Source organism: Sphingopyxis sp. C-1 (genome assembly GCF_001047015.1).
Classification (GTDB): Bacteria; Pseudomonadota; Alphaproteobacteria; order Sphingomonadales; family Sphingomonadaceae; genus Sphingopyxis.
In genome coordinates this window covers 718,965-739,866 of sequence record NZ_BBRO01000002.1, presented here as the reverse complement: position 1 = coordinate 739,866, position 20,902 = coordinate 718,965, and the positions used below count along the sequence as shown (strand labels likewise).

Annotated in this window: 18 protein-coding genes, 1 tRNA gene and 1 pseudogene; 12 read left to right on the top strand and 8 right to left on the bottom strand. The window is 65.3% G+C overall.

Features of this window, described 5'->3' with window-relative positions; genetic code table 11:
* Positions 1-16 precede the first annotated feature (16 nt).
* On the top strand, positions 17-925 hold the full coding sequence (gene ubiA / locus SC1_RS18080; RefSeq protein WP_062185697.1) for a 4-hydroxybenzoate octaprenyltransferase: 909 nt from the start codon (positions 17-19) through the stop codon (positions 923-925).
* A 2-nt stretch (positions 926-927) separates the two neighbouring features.
* Here the strand turns inward: ubiA and smc are convergent, their stop codons facing one another.
* The 4 genes from smc to SC1_RS18060 all read right to left on the bottom strand — a co-directional run bounded on the left by smc (position 928) and on the right by SC1_RS18060 (position 6,619).
* Positions 928-4,374, bottom strand: a complete 3,447-nt coding sequence (gene smc, locus SC1_RS18075) for a chromosome segregation protein SMC (protein WP_062185695.1) — start codon at positions 4,372-4,374, stop codon at positions 928-930.
* Between the two features lie 157 nt (positions 4,375-4,531).
* Positions 4,532-5,272, bottom strand: a complete 741-nt coding sequence (locus SC1_RS18070; protein ID WP_062185693.1) for a thioredoxin domain-containing protein — start codon at positions 5,270-5,272, stop codon at positions 4,532-4,534.
* A gap of 37 nt (positions 5,273-5,309) precedes the next feature.
* The gene (locus tag SC1_RS18065) at positions 5,310-6,026 is read right to left on the bottom strand and encodes a thioredoxin domain-containing protein (protein ID WP_062185691.1); all 717 of its coding nucleotides are present in this window, start codon (positions 6,024-6,026) and stop codon (positions 5,310-5,312) included.
* Between the two features lie 17 nt (positions 6,027-6,043).
* A complete protein-coding gene (locus SC1_RS18060) occupies positions 6,044-6,619 on the bottom strand; it encodes a DUF721 domain-containing protein (protein ID WP_083436068.1) in 576 nt (191 codons plus the stop codon).
* 26 nt (positions 6,620-6,645) lie between these two features.
* On the opposite strand from SC1_RS18060, the gene SC1_RS18055 reads away from it, so the two are divergent.
* Genes SC1_RS18055 through nudC form a run of 3 tightly spaced genes read left to right on the top strand, consistent with a single transcriptional unit; the run spans position 6,646 to position 9,850 of the window.
* Complete coding sequence (locus SC1_RS18055; protein WP_062185687.1) at positions 6,646-7,698, top strand: A/G-specific adenine glycosylase; 1,053 nt, start codon at positions 6,646-6,648, stop codon at positions 7,696-7,698.
* Entirely contained in the window at positions 7,695-8,981 is a 1,287-nt protein-coding gene (locus SC1_RS18050) for a serine hydrolase (protein WP_062185684.1), read from the top strand. Before SC1_RS18055 ends, SC1_RS18050 begins: the two co-directional genes overlap by 4 nt.
* The gene (nudC, locus tag SC1_RS18045) at positions 8,981-9,850 is read left to right on the top strand and encodes an NAD(+) diphosphatase (protein WP_062185682.1); all 870 of its coding nucleotides are present in this window, start codon (positions 8,981-8,983) and stop codon (positions 9,848-9,850) included. Before SC1_RS18050 ends, nudC begins: the two co-directional genes overlap by 1 nt.
* Here nudC and SC1_RS18040 read toward each other — a convergent pair whose 3' ends face one another.
* From SC1_RS18040 to SC1_RS18030, 3 genes are all read right to left on the bottom strand, one after another.
* On the bottom strand, positions 9,851-10,303 hold the full coding sequence (locus SC1_RS18040; protein ID WP_062185680.1) for a DUF2497 domain-containing protein: 453 nt from the start codon (positions 10,301-10,303) through the stop codon (positions 9,851-9,853).
* Positions 10,304-10,408: 105 nt separating this feature from the next.
* A complete protein-coding gene (locus SC1_RS18035) occupies positions 10,409-11,824 on the bottom strand; it encodes a TolC family outer membrane protein (RefSeq protein ID WP_238586807.1) in 1,416 nt (471 codons plus the stop codon).
* Positions 11,825-11,932: 108 nt separating this feature from the next.
* Positions 11,933-12,595 carry a protein-L-isoaspartate O-methyltransferase gene (locus SC1_RS18030; RefSeq protein WP_062185676.1) on the bottom strand — a complete coding sequence of 221 codons (663 nt, stop codon included), beginning with the start codon at positions 12,593-12,595 and terminating at the stop codon, positions 11,933-11,935.
* Positions 12,596-12,862: 267 nt separating this feature from the next.
* Between SC1_RS18030 and SC1_RS18025 the strand changes: the two genes are divergently transcribed.
* The 6 genes and pseudogenes from SC1_RS18025 (at position 12,863) to SC1_RS18000 (ending at position 18,876) form a co-directional block, all read left to right on the top strand.
* A tRNA-Cys gene (locus SC1_RS18025) sits at positions 12,863-12,936 on the top strand.
* A gap of 164 nt (positions 12,937-13,100) precedes the next feature.
* Positions 13,101-14,207, top strand: a pseudogene (locus SC1_RS18020) (tyrosine-type recombinase/integrase); the annotation flags it as partial.
* Between the two features lie 86 nt (positions 14,208-14,293).
* Entirely contained in the window at positions 14,294-15,205 is a 912-nt protein-coding gene (locus SC1_RS22485) for a hypothetical protein (RefSeq protein ID WP_238586771.1), read from the top strand.
* A gap of 181 nt (positions 15,206-15,386) precedes the next feature.
* Complete coding sequence (locus tag SC1_RS18010) at positions 15,387-15,560, top strand: helix-turn-helix domain-containing protein (protein WP_062185672.1); 174 nt, start codon at positions 15,387-15,389, stop codon at positions 15,558-15,560.
* Positions 15,561-16,055: 495 nt separating this feature from the next.
* Complete coding sequence (locus SC1_RS18005; RefSeq protein WP_062185670.1) at positions 16,056-17,831, top strand: ParB/RepB/Spo0J family partition protein; 1,776 nt, start codon at positions 16,056-16,058, stop codon at positions 17,829-17,831.
* Positions 17,832-18,552: 721 nt separating this feature from the next.
* The gene (locus tag SC1_RS18000) at positions 18,553-18,876 is read left to right on the top strand and encodes a DUF736 family protein (protein ID WP_062185668.1); all 324 of its coding nucleotides are present in this window, start codon (positions 18,553-18,555) and stop codon (positions 18,874-18,876) included.
* A 58-nt stretch (positions 18,877-18,934) separates the two neighbouring features.
* Here SC1_RS18000 and SC1_RS17995 read toward each other — a convergent pair whose 3' ends face one another.
* Positions 18,935-19,162 (bottom strand): AlpA family transcriptional regulator, encoded by a 228-nt coding sequence (locus tag SC1_RS17995; RefSeq protein WP_062186950.1) that lies wholly within the window; start codon positions 19,160-19,162, stop codon positions 18,935-18,937.
* 545 nt (positions 19,163-19,707) lie between these two features.
* Between SC1_RS17995 and SC1_RS17990 the strand changes: the two genes are divergently transcribed.
* Both SC1_RS17990 and SC1_RS17985 read left to right on the top strand, forming a co-directional pair.
* On the top strand, positions 19,708-20,601 hold the full coding sequence (locus SC1_RS17990; protein ID WP_062185666.1) for an ArdC family protein: 894 nt from the start codon (positions 19,708-19,710) through the stop codon (positions 20,599-20,601).
* A complete protein-coding gene (locus tag SC1_RS17985; RefSeq protein ID WP_062185663.1) occupies positions 20,598-20,852 on the top strand; it encodes a hypothetical protein in 255 nt (84 codons plus the stop codon). Before SC1_RS17990 ends, SC1_RS17985 begins: the two co-directional genes overlap by 4 nt.
* Positions 20,853-20,902: the final 50 nt, after the last annotated feature.

The window sequence follows — 20,902 nt, the reverse complement described above, 5'->3', positions numbered from 1 at the left end:
TATCGCCCGCGCATCGATGACTGCCACCCATCCTCCTGATAGCCAGCTACGCGGCTTCCTCGCCTTGCTGCCGTCCGCGGCGCGCCCTTATGCGTTGCTCGCTCGGTTCGACCGCCCGATCGGTTGGTGGCTGCTCTATTGGCCTTGCGCCTGGGCGCTTGCCCTGGGCGGCGGCGCGGTTAGCCATTGGCCGCTGTTCCTGTGGCTGCTGATCGGCGCCATTGCGATGCGCGGCGCGGGCTGCGTCTATAATGACATCGTCGATCGCGACCTCGATGCCCGCGTGGCCCGCACGGCATCGCGGCCGGTCGCGAGCGGCGCGGTGTCGGTACGCAATGCTTTGCTGTGGACATTGTTCCTGTCGCTCATCGGCTTGCTCGTGCTGCTCCAACTGCCACGCCCGGCGCAGATCGTCGCGCTCGGCAGCCTGATTCTCGTCGCCGGCTATCCCTTTATGAAACGGATCACCTGGTGGCCGCAGGCGTGGCTGGGGCTGGTGTTCAGTTGGGGCGCGCTCGTCGCGTGGGTCGCGGTCGGCGGGCCGGACGGCCTTGCGCTGCCATTGCTCTATGCGGGCTGCATCGCCTGGGTGATCGGGTACGACACCATCTATGCGCTTCAGGACATCGAGGACGATATGCTGATCGGCGTAAAATCGAGCGCGCGGGCGATGGGGCGCCATGTGAAGGGGGGCGTTTCGATATGCTACGCGCTGGCGCTCGCCTGCTGGGGCGGTGCGTTGTGGGCGGTGCGCCCCGATCCGCTGGTGCTGATCGCGCTGGTGCCCGCCGCGCTGCATCTGACGGGCCAGGTCGTTACGCTCGACCCGGCGAACGGTGAGGACGCGCTGGCGAAGTTTCGCGCCAACCGTTTTGCGGGCCTGCTGGTCTTTGCGGCGATGCTCGTGGTGGGAATGGCGCCCTAGGGTTACTCCGCGGCGAGCAGTTCCTCGGCGCCGCCGAGGTCGACCGAGACGAGCCGCGACACACCACGTTCGATCATCGTCACCCCGAACAGGCGGTGCATGCGCGCCATCGTCACCGCATTGTGGGTGACGATCAGATAACGCGTGTTGGTTTCGCGGCTCATCCGGTCGAGCAGGTCGCAGAAGCGCTCGATATTCGCGTCGTCGAGCGGCGCGTCGACCTCGTCGAGGACACAGATCGGCGCGGGGTTGGTGAGGAAAAGCCCGAAGATGAGAGCAACCGCGGTAAGCGCCTGCTCGCCGCCCGAGAGCAATGTCAGCGTGCCAAGGCGCTTGCCCGGCGGCTGCGCCATGATTTCAAGGCCGGCCTCGAGCGGATCGTCCGAATCGACGAGCTCAAGGTGCGCCTGCCCGCCGTTGAACAGGGTCGTGAACAGCCGCTGGAAATGCCCGTTGACTGCCTCGAACGCGGCGAGCAGTCGGGCGCGGCCCTCGCGGTTGAGGCTGCCGATCGATCCGCGCAGACGGTTCACGGCCTGCGTCAGTTCCTCGATCTCGGCGGCGTTCTTCTCGCGCTCGGTGTCGAGTTCGACCAGCTCGTCGGCGGCGACGAGGTTGACCGGACCTAGCCGCTCGCGATCCGAAACCAGCCGGTCGTGCTGTGCCGATTCGGCATTCGCGTCGCCAACACTGCCAGATTCGAATCCCGCCTTTTGCGGCAGCAGCGGCGGTGGGCATTCGAAACGTTCGCCCGACAGGCGGCCCATCTCGATGCGGCGAAGCTCGGCATTTTCTGATCGGGCCACGGCGCCCGCACGGGTTTCGCGCGCGGCGGCGACGCGCTCGCGGATCGCATTGAGGGCGGTCTCGGCTTCGCGTAGCGCGGCTTCGGCCGCGCGTTCCTGCGCCTCGGCGGCGGCGACCTTTTCGCGGAGCGCCGCCTGCTCGGCCTCGGCGGCGATGCGCTGTTCGGCGAGCTTGGCGGGGACGTCGGCCAGCTTGGCGGCTTCGGCCGCCAGCGCCTCGGCGCGCTTGTCCATCTCGGTCACGCGGCGTGCCGCCTCGCCCGCGCGGGCCTTCCAACTCTTGATCTCGGCGCTCACCACCGCCTGCCGTTCGCTGAGCGACGCGAGCGTGCGCTCATGCGCGGCAAGGGCATCGCGCGCGGCATTGGCGTCGGCGCGTGCGCGTTCGGCCGTCTGTTCCCCGGCGTCGAGTGCGGCGCGGGCGATACTGTCGTCGGGCAGGGCCGCGAGCGCCGCTTCCTGCACCGCGAGCGTGTCGGCGGCTTCCTTTGCTGCTTCGGCGATCTCGGCAAGTCGGCGATCGAACAGCGCTGCGGCGTCGCGGTGGCGATCGAGCGCGGCTTGCGCCTGATCGGCGGCACGCAGCGCGGTTCGGCGGCTTTCATCGGCTTCGCCAAGGGCTTTGCGCGCGCCTGCCGCAGCCTGGGTCAGCTCCGACGCCTTGGCGGCGGCGACATCGCGGCGGTCGCGCAGTTCCTGCACCCCAAGTTCGACCTGTGGGCGCTGCGCCGCGAGTTCGTCGAGACGGTTTTGCCGTTGTAGCCGTTCGGTCGCGGTCGCGCCGTCGCCGCGCGTGACGAAGCCGTCCCAGCGGCGCATCACGCCATCGGTGGTGACAAGGCGCTGACCGACCGCGAGCGGCTGGCCGGCATCGGTCGTCACGACCGCGACCTGTCCCAGACGACGGGCAAGCGCGACGGGCGCCTTCACATATTCGGCAAGCGGTGTGGCGCCGGCGGGCAACGCGGGATCGCCCTTCGCCACAACAGCGGCGCCGCCCCAGCTGCGTGCCGCGTCCTGGTCGGTGCCGGCGTCGAGGTCGTCACCGAGCGCGGCTGCGAGTGCGGCCTCGTAACCCGGGGCGACGCGGAGCTGGTCGAGGACACGATCTTCGTCGCTGCGCGCTGCAGCCAGTGCGCGTTCGAGCGTCGTTGCCTCGCCCTCGAGCGCGGCGAGCGCGGCGCGGGCTTCGGCAAGGCCTGCTTCTATGCCGGCGAGGTCCGCAGCCGTCGCTTCGCGATCCGCCTCGGCTTCGTGCAATGCGGTTTCGGCGGCGGCGATCGCCGCTTCGGCGGCTTCGGCGGTTTTTACGCTTTCGGCATGTTTGGCGGTGAGCGCGGCGCTGTCGCCGAGCGCGGCGATCTCGGCGTCTACGCGGGCCTTGTCATTTGCGACACGGCGCACGGCCGCTTCGGCGCTGTCGCGCGCGGACACGGCGATGCGCCGGTCGGCGGCTTCGCTCGCGGCCTTGGCGCGCGCTTGCGCCAACGCAACCTCGGCATCGCGGAGCAGAGCCTGTGCCGCGAGGTTGGCCTCTGCGAGCGCGGTCTTGCCGGCGTCGTGTCCGGCGATGTCCTGCGCGAGCGATTTCGTTTCGGCATCGAGCGCGGAGAGGGCGGCGTGGGCTTCGCGTGCAAGCTCGCCTTCGTGGTTGCGGTCGTCGGCGAGCCGCGCCTGTTGTTTCGCGAGATCGTCGAGCCGCTGGAGCGCCGCGCGCTCCTCGCCTTGCAGCCGGACCTGCGTTGCGGTCGCCCCGGCGAGCGCGTCGCGTTGCGCCTGCGCATCGCTGCGTGCTTCGGCGACGCGCGTTGCAACCTCGGTCTGCGCCTTCGATATCGTTTCGAGTTCGTCCTGCGCGGTCTTTACCGCGGCTTCCGCGGCGTCGGCGTCGCGGCGCGCCTGATCGGCGGCGGCGGCGGCATCGCGCCAGCGAGCGTAGATAAGCCGCGCTTCGGCGATGCGGATATCGTCGCTGAGCTTCTTGTACTTCTCCGCCGCACGCGCCTGCCGGCGCAGTGCGTTGGCGCGCACTTCCAAGTCGGCAACGATTTCGGATAGGCGTGTGAGGTTGGTTTCGGTCGCGCGCAGCTTCTGCTCGGCATCCTTGCGGCGCACGTGGAGTCCCGCGATGCCGGCGGCTTCTTCGAGCATCGCGCGGCGATCGGTCGGCTTGGCAGCGATGACGTTGGCGATCTTGCCCTGACTGACCAGCGCGGGACTGTGCGCGCCGGTCGCGGCGTCGGCAAAGATCAGCGCGACATCCTTGGCGCGCACATCGCGGCCATTGGCGCGATACGCCGATCCTGCGCCGCGTTCGATGCGGCGGATCACCTCAAGGTCGTCGCCGTCGCTCGAATCCGACAGGCCGGCGACAAGCGTGCCTTCGGTGTCGCAGTGTAGCGCGACTTCGGCAAAGTCGCGTGCCGGACGCGTCGAAGTGCCGGCGAAGATCACATCCTCCATCCCGCCGCCGCGCATCGACTTGGCGCTGGATTCGCCCATGACCCAGCGGATCGCTTCGAGCAGGTTCGACTTGCCGCAGCCATTGGGGCCGACGACTCCGGTCAGTCCGGGTTCGATGCGCAGTTCAGTGGGTTCGACGAAGCTTTTGAAACCGGTCAGGCGCAGCCGTTTTATCTGCACGGAACGCCCCCGTGCAGCTCATCGAATCGGAGCTGGTGCAACTTTGTCGTCACATGTCCCCCATGCATCCGTCATGCCGCGCAGCGGGGGGAGTAGCAAGGGCTCTCTCAACTCGTCACCCCAGCCTTCGCCGGGGTGACAAATTGAAGTGAGCCGGTCAGCGCGCGCCCATCGTGCGCAGGCGGTCGCGGAGCAGGCTCCATGCCGCGACGCCTTCGACGACCTGACCGTTGATGATGAAAGTGGGCGTACCGGTGATCTGATATTTCTCGACCCCGGCGTTGGTGCCCTTTTCGATCGCCTCGACATTTTCGACCTTGGCGAGGCACTGCTGAATCGTCGCGGCGGGAACGCCACGCTGCTGATAGAATTGATCGATGCCCCAGCCCTTGGCGAGCGCGACGAAGCGCTGTGCGGGCGGCAGCTTCATCGCTTCCTCGATCCCCGGCTGCGGCTTCGACGGACCCGCGATAAACGCCTCATGTTCGAGGAAGGTCGCGTCGGCGAGCGGGAAGAAGCGATCGGGGGTCGTGCATTTGACGATCGCACCCGCAATCGCGTCGACCGGGTGAAGCATGAACGGCGTCAGCTTGTAGGACACGCGGCCCGTGTCGACGAAGTCGCGCTTCAGCTCTTCGTGCGAATCCTGTGCGAATTTCGCGCAATGGCCGCAGGTGAAGGCGCCATATTCCTCGAGTTTGATCGGCGCATCGGGGTTGCCCATCACGACGCCGTCGCCGTCGACGCGCACGACCTGCGACCAGGTCTTGCCGGCCGGCGGCGCGACCTTGGCGACCACATCCTTTTCCTTGGCGGGATCATCGGCACCGCCGCCACAACCGGCAAGTGCGAGCGCGCCAAGCGAAGACAAAAGGGCGATACGAAGCGATGCGTTCATCTTTTTCTTTCTCCACGAAAACGGGAATGCGGGGCTTTTACGAGCCCTTTAAGGCGAGGTCGAGTTTCGATTTGAGCGCGGGCCATGCCGTGACCCCGGCGTTACGGCCGTTGACGAAAAAGCTGGGCGTGCCTTCGACATTGTCGGCGTTGAGGCCGATATTGGTCATGCCGGTGAGTTCGGCCTGTGCGACTTCGCTGTCGAGCGCGGCGTCGATCTGTGCCTGTGTGTAGCCGCGCGCGCGCATCAGAGCGGAGAGTCCCGTGCCCACGGCGATCTTGCGCGCGCGTTCGCCGGTCGTTCCTTCGAACCAGTTCTTTTTCTGCGCCTCGGTCGCTTTCTGGATTTTGGCGATCATCGCAGGAAAGTTGGCGAAAATCGCCTGATGATTGCCCGCGAACGCCTTGGGACCGCCGCAGCGCGCGAGCAGCGCCGCGGTCATGTCGACGGGGTCGCGGACGAGGTTGCGATATTCGAACAGGACGAGCCCGCGATCGACATATCCGGTCTTCAGCGGCACCGTGCCCGCCTTTGCGAAGTCGGCGCAGACATGGCAGGTGTAGCTGAAATATTCGACGAGCCGCACTTTCGCGTCGGGGTTGCCGACCAGAAAGGCGCCGATCGGCGTGGTCGAGACGGTCTGCGACCATAGCGCGGGCTTGGCAGGCGTCGCGGCGATCAGCGTCAGCGCCGCGCCCGAGAGGGCAAGCAATGCGGTGCGGCGATCGAGAAGTGGTTCGTCAAAAGCGGACATCGTCGGCCGTCTTTCCTTCAACTGATACGGGGAAGCTTGGGCGGCGTCGCCAGCCCCGCGGCCATGCGTTCGAGCACGGTGCGCAGTTCCGGGTCGCCGATGTCGCGAAGGCTGTCCCCCAGTTCGGCGGGTACGGGTTTCAGCATTGCCGGCGGCTGAACGGGTGCGGCTGGAGTGACCTGGCCGTGCGTCATGCGGACATGGGCGATCGCGGCGTAGCCGAAGAAGCGGTTGACCGATCCAATGATGTCGGGCGCGACATGCTGGAGCATCGGGGCGTGCGCGCCGCTGATCGTCAGGTGCAGCGTCCCGCCCGCCTTTTGCCCGGCGGGAAAGCGGATCATCGCGGGCTGAGTGACGTCGGCGAGCTTGTCCCCCACGATCTCGCGCCAGCGGCTGACGACGGAGCTTTGGATGAAACCGAATTTGCGAAAGGCAGTGCGGCCGATTTCGGGCACAAGATCGGAAATCGCGCGCGCTTCACCGCCGCGCGGGCGTTCATAGGGACGCGCCGAGGCCTTCTTGGCGGCTTTGGTCGCCGGCTTGGCTTTTTTGGCTTTCGCCTTTTCATCCTGTCCCGCGTCTTTCGCCATGCCCGGCGCCATGCCATAGGCGGGGGGTGAGCGTCCAGACTTCCGACATTCCCGGTTCCATTGTCGGCGATTTCGCGGGCCGGCTGCTCGGCTGGTACGATCGGTCGGCGCGGTTGCTGCCCTGGCGGATCGCGCCGAACAGCGGCGGCGTCCCCGATCCTTATCGTATCTGGCTCTCCGAGGTCATGTTGCAGCAAACGACTGTTGCCGCGGTCTCGGCCTATTTTTCTCGCTTTACTGAGCATTGGCCGACCGTCGCCGATCTGGCGGCGGCGGACGATGCCGACGTCATGGCGGCGTGGGCGGGGCTTGGCTATTATGCCCGCGCGCGCAATCTGCTGGCGTGCGCGCGCGCCGTGGTGGCCGATCATGGCGGACATTTCCCCGACAGCGAAGCCGCGCTGCGCACGCTGCCCGGTATCGGCGATTATACCGCGGCGTCGGTCGCCGCGATTGCCTTTGGTCGCCCGGCGGTAGTCATCGACGCCAACATCGAGCGCGTGATCGCGCGCCACCGCCTGATCGAAACCCCGCTGCCGCTGGCGAAGCGCGAGATTCGCGCCGCTTTGGAACCGTTGGTGCCGAACGATCGACCGGGCGATTTCGCGCAGGCGCTGATGGACCTTGGTGCGACGACCTGTACGCCGCGCTCGCCCGCTTGCGCGATCTGTCCGCTGATGGCCGATTGCCGCGCGCGCGGGCGGAGCGACATCGAGCGCCTGCCGGTGAAGCCGCCGAAGAAGGCGAAGCCCCATCGCCACGGGGTCGCGCACTGGATCGAGCGGGAAGGGGCGATTTGGCTCGTCCGCCGGCCCGACAAGGGCATGCTCGGCGGGATGCGGGCGCTGCCCGGCGGCGACTGGAGCGACGCGCGGCCGTCCGAGTCGGGCATCGTCAGTGTCGACCATGGCTTCACCCATTTCGACCTGACGCTGACGTTGGTGCGGCGCGAAGCTCCGCTCGAAGGCCCCGATGCCGCAGCGGAAGGCGAATGGTGGCCTATTGCGGGCCTTGACGCCGCAGGGCTGCCGACGCTCTATCGCAAACTAACCGACAAGATGCTGGAGAGAGACGCATGAACATGATGGTGTCGCGCCGCGCGCTGATGGGCGGGATGGCGCTGGCCGGGGCGGGGGCGCTGCTGCCGCGCGCCGCGCTTGCTTGGAAGGTCGACGGTCCGGCGCTCTATCCGGCGACCAACGCGTTTATCAAAGGCTTTGTCGACCGCCGTGAATTGGCGGGGACGCTCGCCGCGGTCGGTAAGGGGCAGGAAGCGGCGGTCTTTTTCGGCGCCGGCGTGCAGTCGAACGATTCGTCGACGCCGGTGGGCCCCGACACGCTGTGGCGTCTCTATTCGATGACCAAGCCCGTTACCGGCATCGCCGCGATGCTGCTGATCGAAGACGGCAAGATGAAACTCGACCAGCCGATCGCCGACTTCCTGCCTGCCTTTGCAAATATGAAGGTGCAGAATGTCCCCGACGGGTCGATCACCGACGTGCGCCCGGCGAAGGGGCCGATCACGGTGCGCCAGTTGCTCACGCACACCGCGGGGCTCGGCTATAATATCATCCAGAAGGGGCCGATCAAAAAGGCCTATGACGACAATGGCATCGTCGGCGGACAGGCGAGTCGCCTGCCGATCCCAGGCTTTGCGCCCGTAACGCCCGCGCCGAGCCTGGCCGTCATGGCCGACCGGCTCGCAGCGCTGCCGCTCGTCTATGAGCCTGGCACCAAGTGGAGCTATTCGATCAGTCTCGACCTGATGGGACGGTTGATCGAGGTCGTATCGGGGCAGGCGTTCGACGCCTTCCTGAAGGCGCGGCTGTTCGACCCGCTCGGCATGACGAGCACGAGTTTCATGGTGGCTGTAAAGGATGTTGGGCGTTTCACGAGCAATTATGCGCCGTTCGGCGGGGCGCTGATCCCCTTCGATCCCGCGGCAAGCTCGATCTACCTCGACCCGCCGCCTTATCCGTTCGGCGGCGGCGGGCTGGTATCGAGCGCGCGCGATTACGACCGTTTCCTTGCGATGCTGCTCGGTGAGGGCGAAACGGGCGGGAAGCGCATTATGAAGCGCGAGACCGCACGGCTCGCGATGTCGAACCTTCTCGCCGACAGCGTCGACCGCAAGGGAACATTCATCGACGGGCAGGGCTTTGGCGCCGGCGGGCGCGTGTCGCTGCCGACTTCGCCCGGCGGCGAAGGGATTTTCGGCTGGGCAGGCGCCGCGGGGACGATCGGCTTTGTCCATCGGGGGCTCGGCTATCGCGCGGCGGGTTATACGCAGATTATGCCGCCCGATGCGGTTTCGTTCCAGGGCAAGTTCGGCGAGACCTTTTTCCAGGACGTGACACGCTGATGCCATTGCCCCTCGGCTTCACCGGCGCGGGGCTAGACCGCGCCGATCAGCTTCGCACAAATGCGGAGGCCTTTGCCGCCGCGATGGTGGACCCGCGCGCGACCTGTCTTGCGCTCGACGGAATCGATTTCGTGCCGGGCGAGGGTGGGGGGCTGCTTTGGGAGCCGCTCGACCTATCCGACGACCGGGCCCTGATGCTGCTCGGGATCGACGATGCGGGTGCGCCGCGTTTCGTACGCGAGGCGGCGCCAGGCGCTCGCGTCGATGCGCGCTCGCGGACCGTGATGCGGCTGTTGCCCTTGCTCTCCACCGAAGAGGCGGCGCTGTACGGCGGCGCCCGCAGCCTCGTCGACTGGCATGCCCGGCATCGTTTCTGCGCCGTGTGCGGGTCGCCGACCGACCTGTTTCGCGGCGGCTGGGGCCGGCGCTGCGGCAGCTGCAATGCCGAGCATTTTCCGCGCGTCGACCCGGTGGTGATCATGCTCGCCGAATATGACGATCGCGTGCTCGTTGGGCGGCAGGGCGGTTTTCCGCCGGGCTTTTTCTCGGCGCTCGCGGGCTTCGTCGAACCGGGCGAATCGCTAGAGGAAGCCGTGGCGCGTGAATTGTTCGAGGAGGCGGGAATCCACGTCAGCGACGTTTCCTATGTGGCGAGCCAGCCCTGGCCGTTCCCGTCGTCGCTGATGATCGGGTGCCGCGCGGTCGCGAAAGACCCCGCGCTGACGCTCGATACGACCGAGATCGAGGCCGCGATGTGGGTCGACAAGGCGGAGGTGCGCGCAGCGCTCGCGGGCGACATGGGGGCGCCCTTCATGGCGCCGCCGCCGCTGGCGATCGCGCGCTATCTGTTGGAGGACTGGGCGGGCTAATCAGGCCCGCTTGTCCGTAATCCTGCGGATTTCCTTGGCCACCATCGCTTCGACGAGTGCAGGCAGGTTGGCGTCGAGCCATTCCTTGAGCATCGGACGCAGTGCGTCGAGGACGACGTCCTCCATCGTGCGGCCCGCAACGGTCGGCGCCGCGGCGGTGGCAACGGCCACTGCGGGAGCAACGGCCGCCGTCAGTGCTTCGAGAGACTGGCGGGCGGCATCGGCGCTTTCTTCGGACACGAGGTCTTCGGCGGGGAGTTTCGATTCGGGTGCGGGCATTTCTTCGGCTTCGGCAGGGGTTTCAGCTTCAGATGCGACTTCGGCTGCCGCAGCATCTTCTTCGTCCTGAAGGTCGAGAATATCGTCGGCTTCGGGGACGCGAATCTCGCGTATCGAACCCGGTGCTTCGTCGCGTGCTATCACGCGCCGAATCGACGACAAGATATCTTCCATCGACGGTTCCCGCGACATATCGCCCATAACCAACCCCCCTAAACCATCACGATTACCGGATGGTTAACGATCCTCTTACCGATTTGGGGCGCGTTTTGCCAAGCCTTATTGTGGCGAGAGCGAGGGCGGCCCGACCGGAACGCCAGCGTTTGCGGCAGGAATGGAGCGGGTGTCGGTCGCGACCTGCTGGGGCGCCGGGTCGTCGGCCCAATCCCAGATCTGGCCCTTTACCCGCTTGTAATTGACCTCGGGATCGTAAAGCGCACCGCCCTCGATACCGAGGTCGCGCGCTTCGGCCTTGCCCATCGCGGCCAGGACCGAGAAGGCGGCGACATAGGAGTTGCGCTGCGCCGACACGAGCTGCACCTGCGTGTTCAGATATTCCTGCTCGGCGTTCAATATGTCGAGAATCGACCGGGTGCCGACGCTGTTTTCGGCGCGTACACCCTCGAGTGAGAGCGCGTTGGCGCTTACCGCCTGTTGCGTTGCGGCGATGATCCGCTCATTCGCCTGCCAAGCCGCGTAAGCGCCTCGCGTCTGCGCGATCACGCCGCGTTCGACCTCGACGTAATTTTCGATCGCCTGGCTGCTGCGTGACTGCGCCTGGCGCACCTGTGCCGAGGGGCGCCCGCCCTGAAAGATCGGGATCGTCAGCGACAGCCCGGCCTGCGCGCTCTTCGTGACATTTTCCGACGTGGTGTTCTCGGGAGGAATCGAGTTCAGATTGTTGGTGTAGCCGCCATTGGTCGTCGCCGACAATTTGGGCAGGCGACTCGCGCGTGCGACGCCGATGTCGGCGCGGCTGGCGCTGACGAGCTGGTTTGCTGCGTCGATGTCGGGATTGCTGTTCAGCGCCATCGCGACCGCTTCTTCGGCGGTGCCGGGCAGGTTCGGCAATGCAGGCGGTGCCTGCAGGTCGACCGGCGCGTCGCCGACGAGGCGGATATAGGATTCGCGGCTGGCGATCAGGTTCGATTCGGCGGTGCGAAGATCGCCTTCAGCGAGCGCGAGCCGCGCCTCCGACTGCGCGACATCGGTGCGCGTCAGGTCGCCGATCTCGAAACGGTCGCTCGTCGCCTGCAAATTGGTGCGGAGGACCGAAACATTCTTCTGGTTGAGCTGGACGATCGCCTGATCGCGGATGACGTCCATATAGGCGCCGACGGTCTGCGAAAAAACGCTCGCCTCGGTCGCGCGAAGATCGGCTTGCCCCGCCTCGACGCGAAACTTGGCCGCTTTGACCGCGTTGCGCACTGCGCCGCCCTGATAGATGGGGACCGTCACTTGCCCGCCGACGTTCACGTTACGCTTGGGCGAGAAAAAGGCGTTGCCGGGAAGTACGAGGTTTTCCTGATAATCGACGCGAGCGCCGACCTCCGGCAAGCCGCTGGCCTTCTGGATTGGCACATTTTCGTCGTTCGCGCGCTGTCCCGCACGCGCGCCGGTCAGCGTCGGGTTGTTTTCATAGGCCTTGGCCAATGCGCCTTGCAACGTTTCGGCATGCGCCGCGGCGGGCAGCATGACCGAAACTGCCGCCAGACCGGCAAGCCAACTGGCACGGCTCAAGAGCTGTTTTCTTTTGTTATCGTGCATAGAGACGCGCGCCTGAAACAAGGAGGGATGGGGCTTTTAGAACTGGAAACCTGTCGGCGCGGCAAAGCCGGGCAACGGTACGACGTCCATGTCGGCAAAGCTGCGCAGCGCGACCGTGCCCCCGGCCTTCACACCCTCGACGAGCCGCGTCACCGCGCCCTCGCGCCGCGCCGCGATCAACCGGCCACCATCGGCGAGCTGCGCGACAAGCGCGTCGGGGAGCGTTTCGATCGCGCCCTCGACAATGATGCGGTCGAACGGCGCCGCATCGGGGGCGCCGGCAGCCAGCGGCCCTGCGACCCAGTGGATGCCGTCGCTGGCAACTGCGGCCTGTGCGGCAGCCATCAACGCGTCCTGTTCTTCGACGGCATGGACTTCGGCACCGAGCAGCGCGAGCAGTCGGGCCGTATAACCCGTCGCGCTGCCGATGAGCAGTACGCGCTGGCCGGGGCGAACCGCCGCTGCGACAAGCATTCTACCAGTAACCAGCGGCGCGTTGAGCGCCCGGCCGTCACCCAGCGCGATCGCGCGGTCCATATAGGCAACGCTGGCAAGCGCGGGGGGCACATGCGCTTCGCGTGGTGCGGCTGCCATCGCGCCGACCACCGCGGGATCGATGACGTCGTTGGTCCTCAGCTGGCTGTCGACCATGGCAGCGCGCATCTCTGCCGTCGTGATTTCGCTAAACTTCGTCGCCATCAGCCTTTTCCGATTCCCTGGAACATCAACCTTTGCGGGGCAGCTTTAGCCGAAGCAATGCTGTATTGCAATAGTAATACAGCCCCGCAGCCGCATCGTCGCCGCGCATAGCCCTCAACGGGGGAGCCGCCAAGCCTCATCGCACGCCGACTGGCGGGCGGGACGAGGCTGTTCCGGCGAATCCTTGACAAGGCAGCGAAAGCCCCTCACTAGCGGCGCCGTCCAACACCCGGCCCATCCCCTAAGGATGGTGTGATTTTGGCATGAGGCCCGATGGCGGAGTGGTGACGCAGCGGACTGCAAATCCGCGCACGCCGGTTCGATTCCGGCTCGGGCCTCCAATATCCTGTCAGCGGACGGTTGCTGATGGTTGAAAAACTCCCCGTTTTCTGCTAGTTATGGGGCATTCACTGATTGCCGGTGATGGTCTCTGATTGCCCGTAATTGTGGTCGTTGGGGGCCTTTTTCGGGGCAGCCGAGGCCCCCATTTGCGCGAGGCCCCCAAATGGCTCTGACAGATGCCGCAATCCGCAATGCTAAACCCAGAGAAAAGCCTTATAAGGTTGCAGATTCCAAAGGACTATATCTGCAGATCAACCCTGCTGGCAGCAAGCTCTGGCGGCTGAAATATCGAATCAACGGCGTGGAGCGGAAGCTGGCGCTCGGATCTTATCCCGAAATCAGTTTGGCCGAAGCTCGCGAGGCGCGCGATGCTGCTCGCAAGCAAGTGGCGCATTCTATCGATCCGAACTTCGCGAAGCGCGAAGCGCGAATTGAGGCGACCGTGCGCGCTCGCAACAGCTTCGCGCATGTTGCAGACGATCTTATTCAGAAAAAGACGCGCGAAGGTTTGGCCGCGCCGACGCTGAAAAAGATGCATTGGTTCGTGAAGCTGCTCGGGCCAGAGTTCGGCAGGCGCCCGATAGCCGACATCACTCCGCATGAGATTTTGCATGAGCTTCGTAAGCATGAGCGTCGGGGCCGGCTTGAAACCGCCAACCTCCTCCGATCATTCGTCAGTCGCGTGTTCCGATATGCTGTTGCAACTGCGCGCGCTGATCGCGATCCCGCACAGTTGTTGATTGGTGCGCTGACTATTCCGAAGGTGAAGCATTTTCCGGCAATCACCGATCCGGTTGCGTTCGGCGGGTTGCTGCGCGCGATCGACGACTATCAAGGTGATCCCGCCGTCATGGCGGCCTTGAAGCTCACGCCCCATCTTTTCCAGCGCCCCGGCGAGATGCGCCAGATGGAATGGAGTGAGATCGATTTCGACAAGGCGGTGTGGACGATCCCCGAGGGCAAGATGAAGATGCGCCAGCCGCATGCGGTGCCTCTTTCGCGACAGGCCTTGGCGATTCTCTCCGACATGCGGATTCTGTCGGGATCGGGCCAATTTGTCTTTCCATCGGTGCGCACCCGTTCGCGCCCGATTAGCGACAATACGCTGAACGCGTCGCTGCGGCGCATGGGATATCCCAAGGATCAGATGACGGCGCATGGTTTTCGCACGTCGGCATCATCGCTCCTCAACGAATCGGGATATTGGAATCCCGACGCGATCGAGCGTGCGCTGGCGCATGCGGTCGGGGGCACTGTCCGCCGCATTTACAATCAGTCGGCCTATTGGGCCGAACGCGTCGAAATGGCCCAATGGTGGAGCGACTATCTCGACGATCTGCGTGAAGGAGGAAATCGATGCCCGTCGCCGAGACCACAGCCCCGACCGGGATATGGCATCGGCCGACCGATGCACATCGGAGTCTCGCGCGGATTGCCGCTCGCCTCTTATACGCCAAGGACAAGGAGGAGCTGGGGTTAGACGAGGTCGATCGCGTCGCCGTCGCCATCGAGCGCGCGGTCAGGCGCCGGTTCCTTGTCCTAGCTACGTCATTCCTGCTCTGTATTCTTCTTTTGTTGCTCGTCCTGGTCGTTTGGGGCGCGGCGGTATTGAACGGGGATGACATCGGTCAGGCGGCTTCGGTGGCAATGATCGCCCTGCTCGCGATGGCTGCTTGCATCGCGGCGTCTTGGCGGCATTTCCAATATGGATTGGGGATTGCCGAAAAGAAGCGAACCCCCGTCTATGGCAGCAGCCGCCGTTCGACCGTCGAAACGCTCGAGAAGCTTTTCGACTATCTAGGCCGCCGAACTGCCCCGGCTACCTATTACTACGACCGGAAAGGCATGCGGCGTCCGGTCCATCGCCGCCACTTTTACGGGCGGCTGCGAGGCTTGCTGTTGTCGGAAGTCGCCAGCGACCGGGCGATCGTGCTTCCGCCACGCGGCTTCTGGTTCAGCGCTCAGATCTTCGTCGATGCCGAACCGGAAGAGATCATCCGGGCGCTCAAAGTGCGGCCCAACAGCGGAGGGCGCCCGAAGGAATACGATTATGAGGCGATGCTGCTGGCCTTGATCGAGCACCCCGCGCTCCGCGCGATCGATCCAGATGAATATCGTGCTGAAAGCGCGGTCATGGACCTTATTAGAGATCGCTGCGAACCGAGCGAGGACCATGACAATGATATTCGCGTTCCGGAGAACACCCGCCTGCGGGCATTTGCGAAAAACATCGTCGCGGCGGTAAAAATAAATCGGGGCGCCGGCTAGACGGGACGCTTCAGGAGATAGCGAAAACTGACCGAAAAGCGCCAAAATCGGTAGCGCACGGTTGCCGAAATCTCCCACCGCTCGCAGATTTGTTTGGTGTTCGCGTTACCGGACGACCCATGCACAATCATGTGCAACCTGAGCTGTCTCCCGCCAACAATCGTCACACACGGAGACCCTCATGGAACCCCTCGTCCTTTCGATCAACGAAACTGCCAAGGCGCTCGGCATTGGCCGGTCGTCTGTCTATGCTCTCATCAAATCGGGATCGCTCGATGCGATCAAGATCGGGACCCGAACTTTGCTGACCACGGAGTCGATCCGTCGCCTCGCTCAATCCGGACTCACCAGCTGACCTGCCGACACCGGTAGCGAAAGCGAATTTCGCCGCATCTTCGAAACATCACGGCGAACGCCGAGCTCTAAATGAGCGCGGCCTGGAATGAGCGCGCACTGGCGGCGGCAGGCTGCCGCCAGAGGTCGCGCGTTTGCACGGTGGGCCGCGCGGCGCTCTTGGCTCGCTGGTCTTGACGGGGCGGCCGCGAAGCACATCTGCGCGCGCACGCCGCCCCGCCTGCGGCTTCGCCAAGGGCGCATTTGTTATCCGGTGAGGACGCCGCGCTGACCGCACGGCGGCGTTGTCGTTGGGCCGGCCACGGACAACGGGTCGTTCGGCGCACGGCTATGGGATCGCTCGGCCGGTCCGCAAGCCGATGCTGCGCATCGGCTCCTACACTTCGTTACGGCCCTTCGGGTGCGCCCCGTCCTTTGGCGCGGTCCCGTCGCCTTTTCTCGCCGCCCGCCCCGCCGTCCGGGGCCGGGTGTGGTTGAAGAGAGAAGGAAGAAAGTCATGAAGCTGGATTTCATTGAACTGGGCAACCTGTCCATCGCTGCCGCCAACATGCGCGGGAAGGGGAAAGACCCCGACGTCGCAGACCTTATGCCGAGCATCCGCGCGCGGGGCGTGCTCGTTCCGCTGCTTGTCCGTCCGAACTGCTCGGAAGGCCATTACGAGATCGTGGCGGGGCGTCGGCGTTTTACCGCCGTTGGTGCCGTCGCGCGCGAGGGCGGGGCGGTGAAGCCTATCCCTTGCGCCATTCTCGACGAGGGTGATGATGCCGATGCGCTCGAAGCGTCGATGCTCGAAAATCTCGCGCGGGTGCAGCCCGACGAGGTCAGCCAGTGGGAAGCGTTCGTCGCGTTGGTCAAGGCGGGGCGGTCGGTCGAAGAGGTCGCGGACAGCTTCGGGTTCGAGCCGGGCGCGGTGAAGCGCATCCTTGCGCTTGGCAATCTGCTCCCGCGCATCCGCACCCTCTATCGCGGCGGCGAGATTGATGCGGGCACCGTCCGGCATCTGACCCTTGCATCGAAGAGCCAGCAGAAGTCATGGCTCGCGCTGTTCGACGATGAAGGCGCCTATTGTCCGACCGGCCATCAACTGAAAGCATGGCTGTTCGGCGGCACGGCTATCGCGGTCAAGCATGCCCTGTTCGATGCCGAGGAAGCAAAGCTTGCAGTCGTGTCTGACCTGTTCGGCGAGGACAGCTTCTTTGCCGACGCCGATGGCTTCTGGTCGGCGCAGACCGCCGCCATCGAGGCGCGCAAGGCGGAGTATCTCGAAGCCGGATGGTCAGATGTTTCCGTCATGGCGCGGGGCGACTGGTTCCGCTCGTGGGATTACACTCATGCGGGCAAGCGCAAGGGCGGCCGCATCTATGTCGAGGTTCGCGAGAGCGGCGAGGTGACTTTCCACGAGGGGTTTGTCACCACCAAAGAAGCGAAGCGGCTTTCGGGCGGAGGTGGGAGCGAGGACGGGGATGCCCTTACCGCCAAGCCCGTTCGTGCCGAAGTGTCGGGTCCGCTCAATGCCTATATCGACCTCCACCGCCATGCGGCGGTGCGCGCCGATCTGGCAGGGCATGGCGGCGTCGCGCTGCGGGCGATGCTCGCGCATGTCATCGCGGGGGCCGACCTCTGGCGCGTCGATGTCGAGGGCCAACGGGCGCCAAAGGAGGATATTGCCGAGAGCGTCGAGACGTCTTCCGCAGAAACTGCATTCGACCTCAAGCGCCGTGCTGTGCTCGCGGTGCTCGGGTTCGACGAGGACGCACCGACCGTCACGGGAAGGCCAATGAACCGTCCCCCTTTTGCCCCGCTGTTCGCGCGGCTGCTGGACCTTCCCGATCCGGTGGTGCTGGAGATTGTGGCGATCGTCATGGGGGAGACGTTGCAGGCAGGAAGCGAGGCGGTGGAGATGATCGGGCTCCATCTCGGCACGGACATGCGCCAGCACTGGTCGGCGGACGGGGCCTTCTTCGACCAGCTTCGCGACCGCGAAGTTCTGCTCGCCATCGTCGGCGAGGTTGCGGGACCGGAGGTCGCCGCAGCGAACGCCGGTGAGAAGGGCAAGGCGTTGAAGGCCATCGTCTCCGATTGCCTTGAAGGGTCAAACGGTCGGACGAAGGCTCAACCGTGGGTGCCGCAATGGATGGCGTTTCCGCCTTCGGCCTATACGACGCGGGGCGGGGTCGGCAGCGTCAAATCGGCGCGGCGAGTCGCGCACGAGCTTGCGGCTCCGGCAGCGTCCGAACCCGATGCAGAAGACGGACAGCCTTTGGCAGCATGAGAAGACGGCGGGCGGCTTTGGTCGCCCGCCTTATTTTTCTGCGGGCGCAAAATGACGCGCCGGCCTTGTTGGCCGGCGCGGCGCTCATGACTTGGGCGCGCCGCCGCCGCAAGCGGCGACGGCCCGCGGTTCAGCCAAAGAAAGAGGCGACGCGAAGTTGCCTTCGCGCCGCCCATACGAGGATGCTGCATCCTTCGCCCCTCCATCCTGACTTGCCGGGGTCGCTAATCGCCAAGCCCGGACGGAAGTTGGCGAGCCCGATAATATCGTTTCTGACCCAGGGATTGTACGAAAACGCCAAATCGCATGCCTTGGACATGGTTTTCTTGCCGCGCGGTATAAGCCGATAGGAAGACGGACTGCCACTCGGGCGCGGCCGCTCTGATCGTAGCCACAGTTCGCGGTTAGATCGCATTTCTCACTCAAGTTTCGTTTGATCGTTCACGCGGATAGCGCGGGCACGCTCCACCTGTTCTGCAGAACCATCCCGGCGACGGGCGATGTGACCTGAACCGGCGCGGCGTCCCGCGAAAGCGCGGCGGCGCGATTATTTCCCCGCGTGCTGCGCACGCTCCTCGCGGCCGCTTCGCTTCAAATAATCGCGCCGCCGCACTCCTCCGCTTCGCTTCGGCCCTTCGGGTTCCCGGCACGCCTTACGCGCCGGTTCCTGGTCCGCCCCATGCCGCAGGGATGGTCCCGCGGTACTTCAAGGAGACGACCAATGGCAGCTATCGGCTTTGTGAACGGCACCATCGAAACGGGTTTCGTGGGCCAACTCAAGACCCTCTCGATCCGCGCAGCGATCGAAATCCGGACCAACCGCTCGAAGAGCGGCGACGTCCAGCCCGACTACCGGGTCTGGTCCGAAGGCGTCGAGATCGGTGCCGGCTGGATCCGCGTCGGACAAGTTTCGGGCGAACCCTATGTTTCGCTGAGCCTCGCGGCGCCCGAGTTCGGACCGCGCCGCCTCTATGCGAACCTCGGCCGCGCGGCCGGGCAGGACGGCGAGGACGGTTACGCGCTGATCTGGAACCCCGCCGACTGAGGCAGGCTTCCACCCCGCGCCGAAAATATGCGGCGCGGGGCTTTGCCATGCTTGGCCTTCAGGCAGCGTTGCGATAGCGCTCGAGGTCGGCGAGCGTGAACGAGACGGGATCACGGAGCCAGAGCTCGACTTCGCCCGCGCGCCAGCCGCAGCAGCGCTCGGCGAGCTTATGCTGCGGCGGAAAGGTCCCGGCGGAGATCTTGCGATAGAGGGTGGCGCGGCTGAGCCCGGTGAGATCGAGGACTTCGGTAAGCCGCATGAGACGGAGGGGAGATTGATATGCCATGCGATTATTCTCCATATGTCGGGGGATCATATTGCGACGGGAGATCATAGAAGGGGATCGGGGCTTCGTTCGTCAACGCCGCAGAAACCCGCCCTTTTTGTTATCGCAAGATGGCGTAGAGCCGTGGGCATCCATGGGCGTCCGTGGAGGTTCGCGGGCTGTATTGGCGTAGCTCGAACTTTTTTTCTCACAGCGTCTCGCGGATGACGCCGCCCGAAGGGAAATGAGGCCGTCGGCGACGGCCGCGCTCAAAATGTCGCGCCGTAACCGGCGCGGGGATGATCTGATTCGCGTGGGACGAGGGCGCCGCTGGCGCGCATTCGGTCGCCGCGTTGCGGCGGCGTAGATGTCCCGGCGCTGCGGGGACGGAGGTGGGCGTCACTCGCCTTAGCCCCGCCCGGTCGGGCCGCAACCCTGCGGGTCCTCCTCTTCGTTCCGGTCCTTCGGATGCAGCCCGCCCGATGATGCGGGTCTGCCGGCTCCTTCCTGCCGCCCACCTCCGCCCCCTTCCGGGCCGGGGTGCGGTGGCTGGAAGGAGCAAGGATATGCGCAAGGAAAGAATCGAACGGGCGAGCCTCTATTCGGAGGTCACCAACCGGATCATCGTGGAGCTCGAAGAAGGGCGGCTGCCATGGGTGCAGCCTTGGGACAGCGCGGCATGTGGATGCACCATGCCGCAAAATGCCGGAACCGCGCGGCGCTATACCGGCATTAATGTCCTGATCCTGTGGGCCGAGGTTGTCGCCAAGGGCTATGCGTCGCAGCGCTGGCTAACTTACCGGCAGGCCGAAGCCGCAGGCGGCAATGTCCGGCGCGGCGAGAAGGGCACGGTCATCTGCTATGCCGATCGCTTCACGCCCAAGGCGGAAGCCGAAGCCGCGCGCGGCGACGAACGCGAGGCGCGGCAGGTGGCGTTCCTCAAGCGCTTCGTCGTGTTCAATGTTGATCAATGTGAGGGACTGCCCGAGGCCTATATCACGCCGATGGTCAGTCCCGATCCGGTGATTGCCGTCGGCGCGGCCGATGCGCTGATCGCCGCGACCGGCGCGCGCTTCCAGATTGGCGGCGGTGACGCCTTTTACAGCCCGAGCCATGATTTTGTGGCTGTGCCGCCGCAGGCAGCGTTTCATGAGCCGATCAACTGGTATCGGACGGCGCTGCATGAGCTTGGTCATTGGACCGGTCACGGCAGCCGTCTGGACCGCGACCAGAAGGGCGGGTTCGGATCGGACAGCTACGCGAAGGAGGAACTTGTCGCCGAGATGGCGTCGGCGTTCACCTGTGCGTCGCTCGGCATCGCGCCGACCGTTCGTCATTCCGATTATATCGCGTCGTGGCTGTCGGTATTGCGCGGCGACGAAAAGGCGATCTTCCGCGCCGCCAGTCAGGCGAGCAAGGCTAGCGATTATCTGCTTGCCTTCGCAGGAGCGGGACAATGAGGCGCCGCGATCTTTCGACCGTCACCATCGAGGACGCCGAACGCCGCATGGTGATCGCGCTCGGCAAGATGACCGCGCGTCAGGGGGATATCTTCCTGTCGATCCGCTTCGATGAAACGCCTTACGAGGAGCTGGCGTCGCGCCACGGTATCACCGTTGATGAGGTCACCCACGACTTCGCCTGCGCGCTTGGCATGTGGTCGCGCTGCCTCCATGCGCGCTTCCCGCATCTGGTTTGGCCATGGCTTTGATCGGCGGCGGGCCGGATGGCGCTTGCCATCCGGCCCGCCGCCTTACAGGG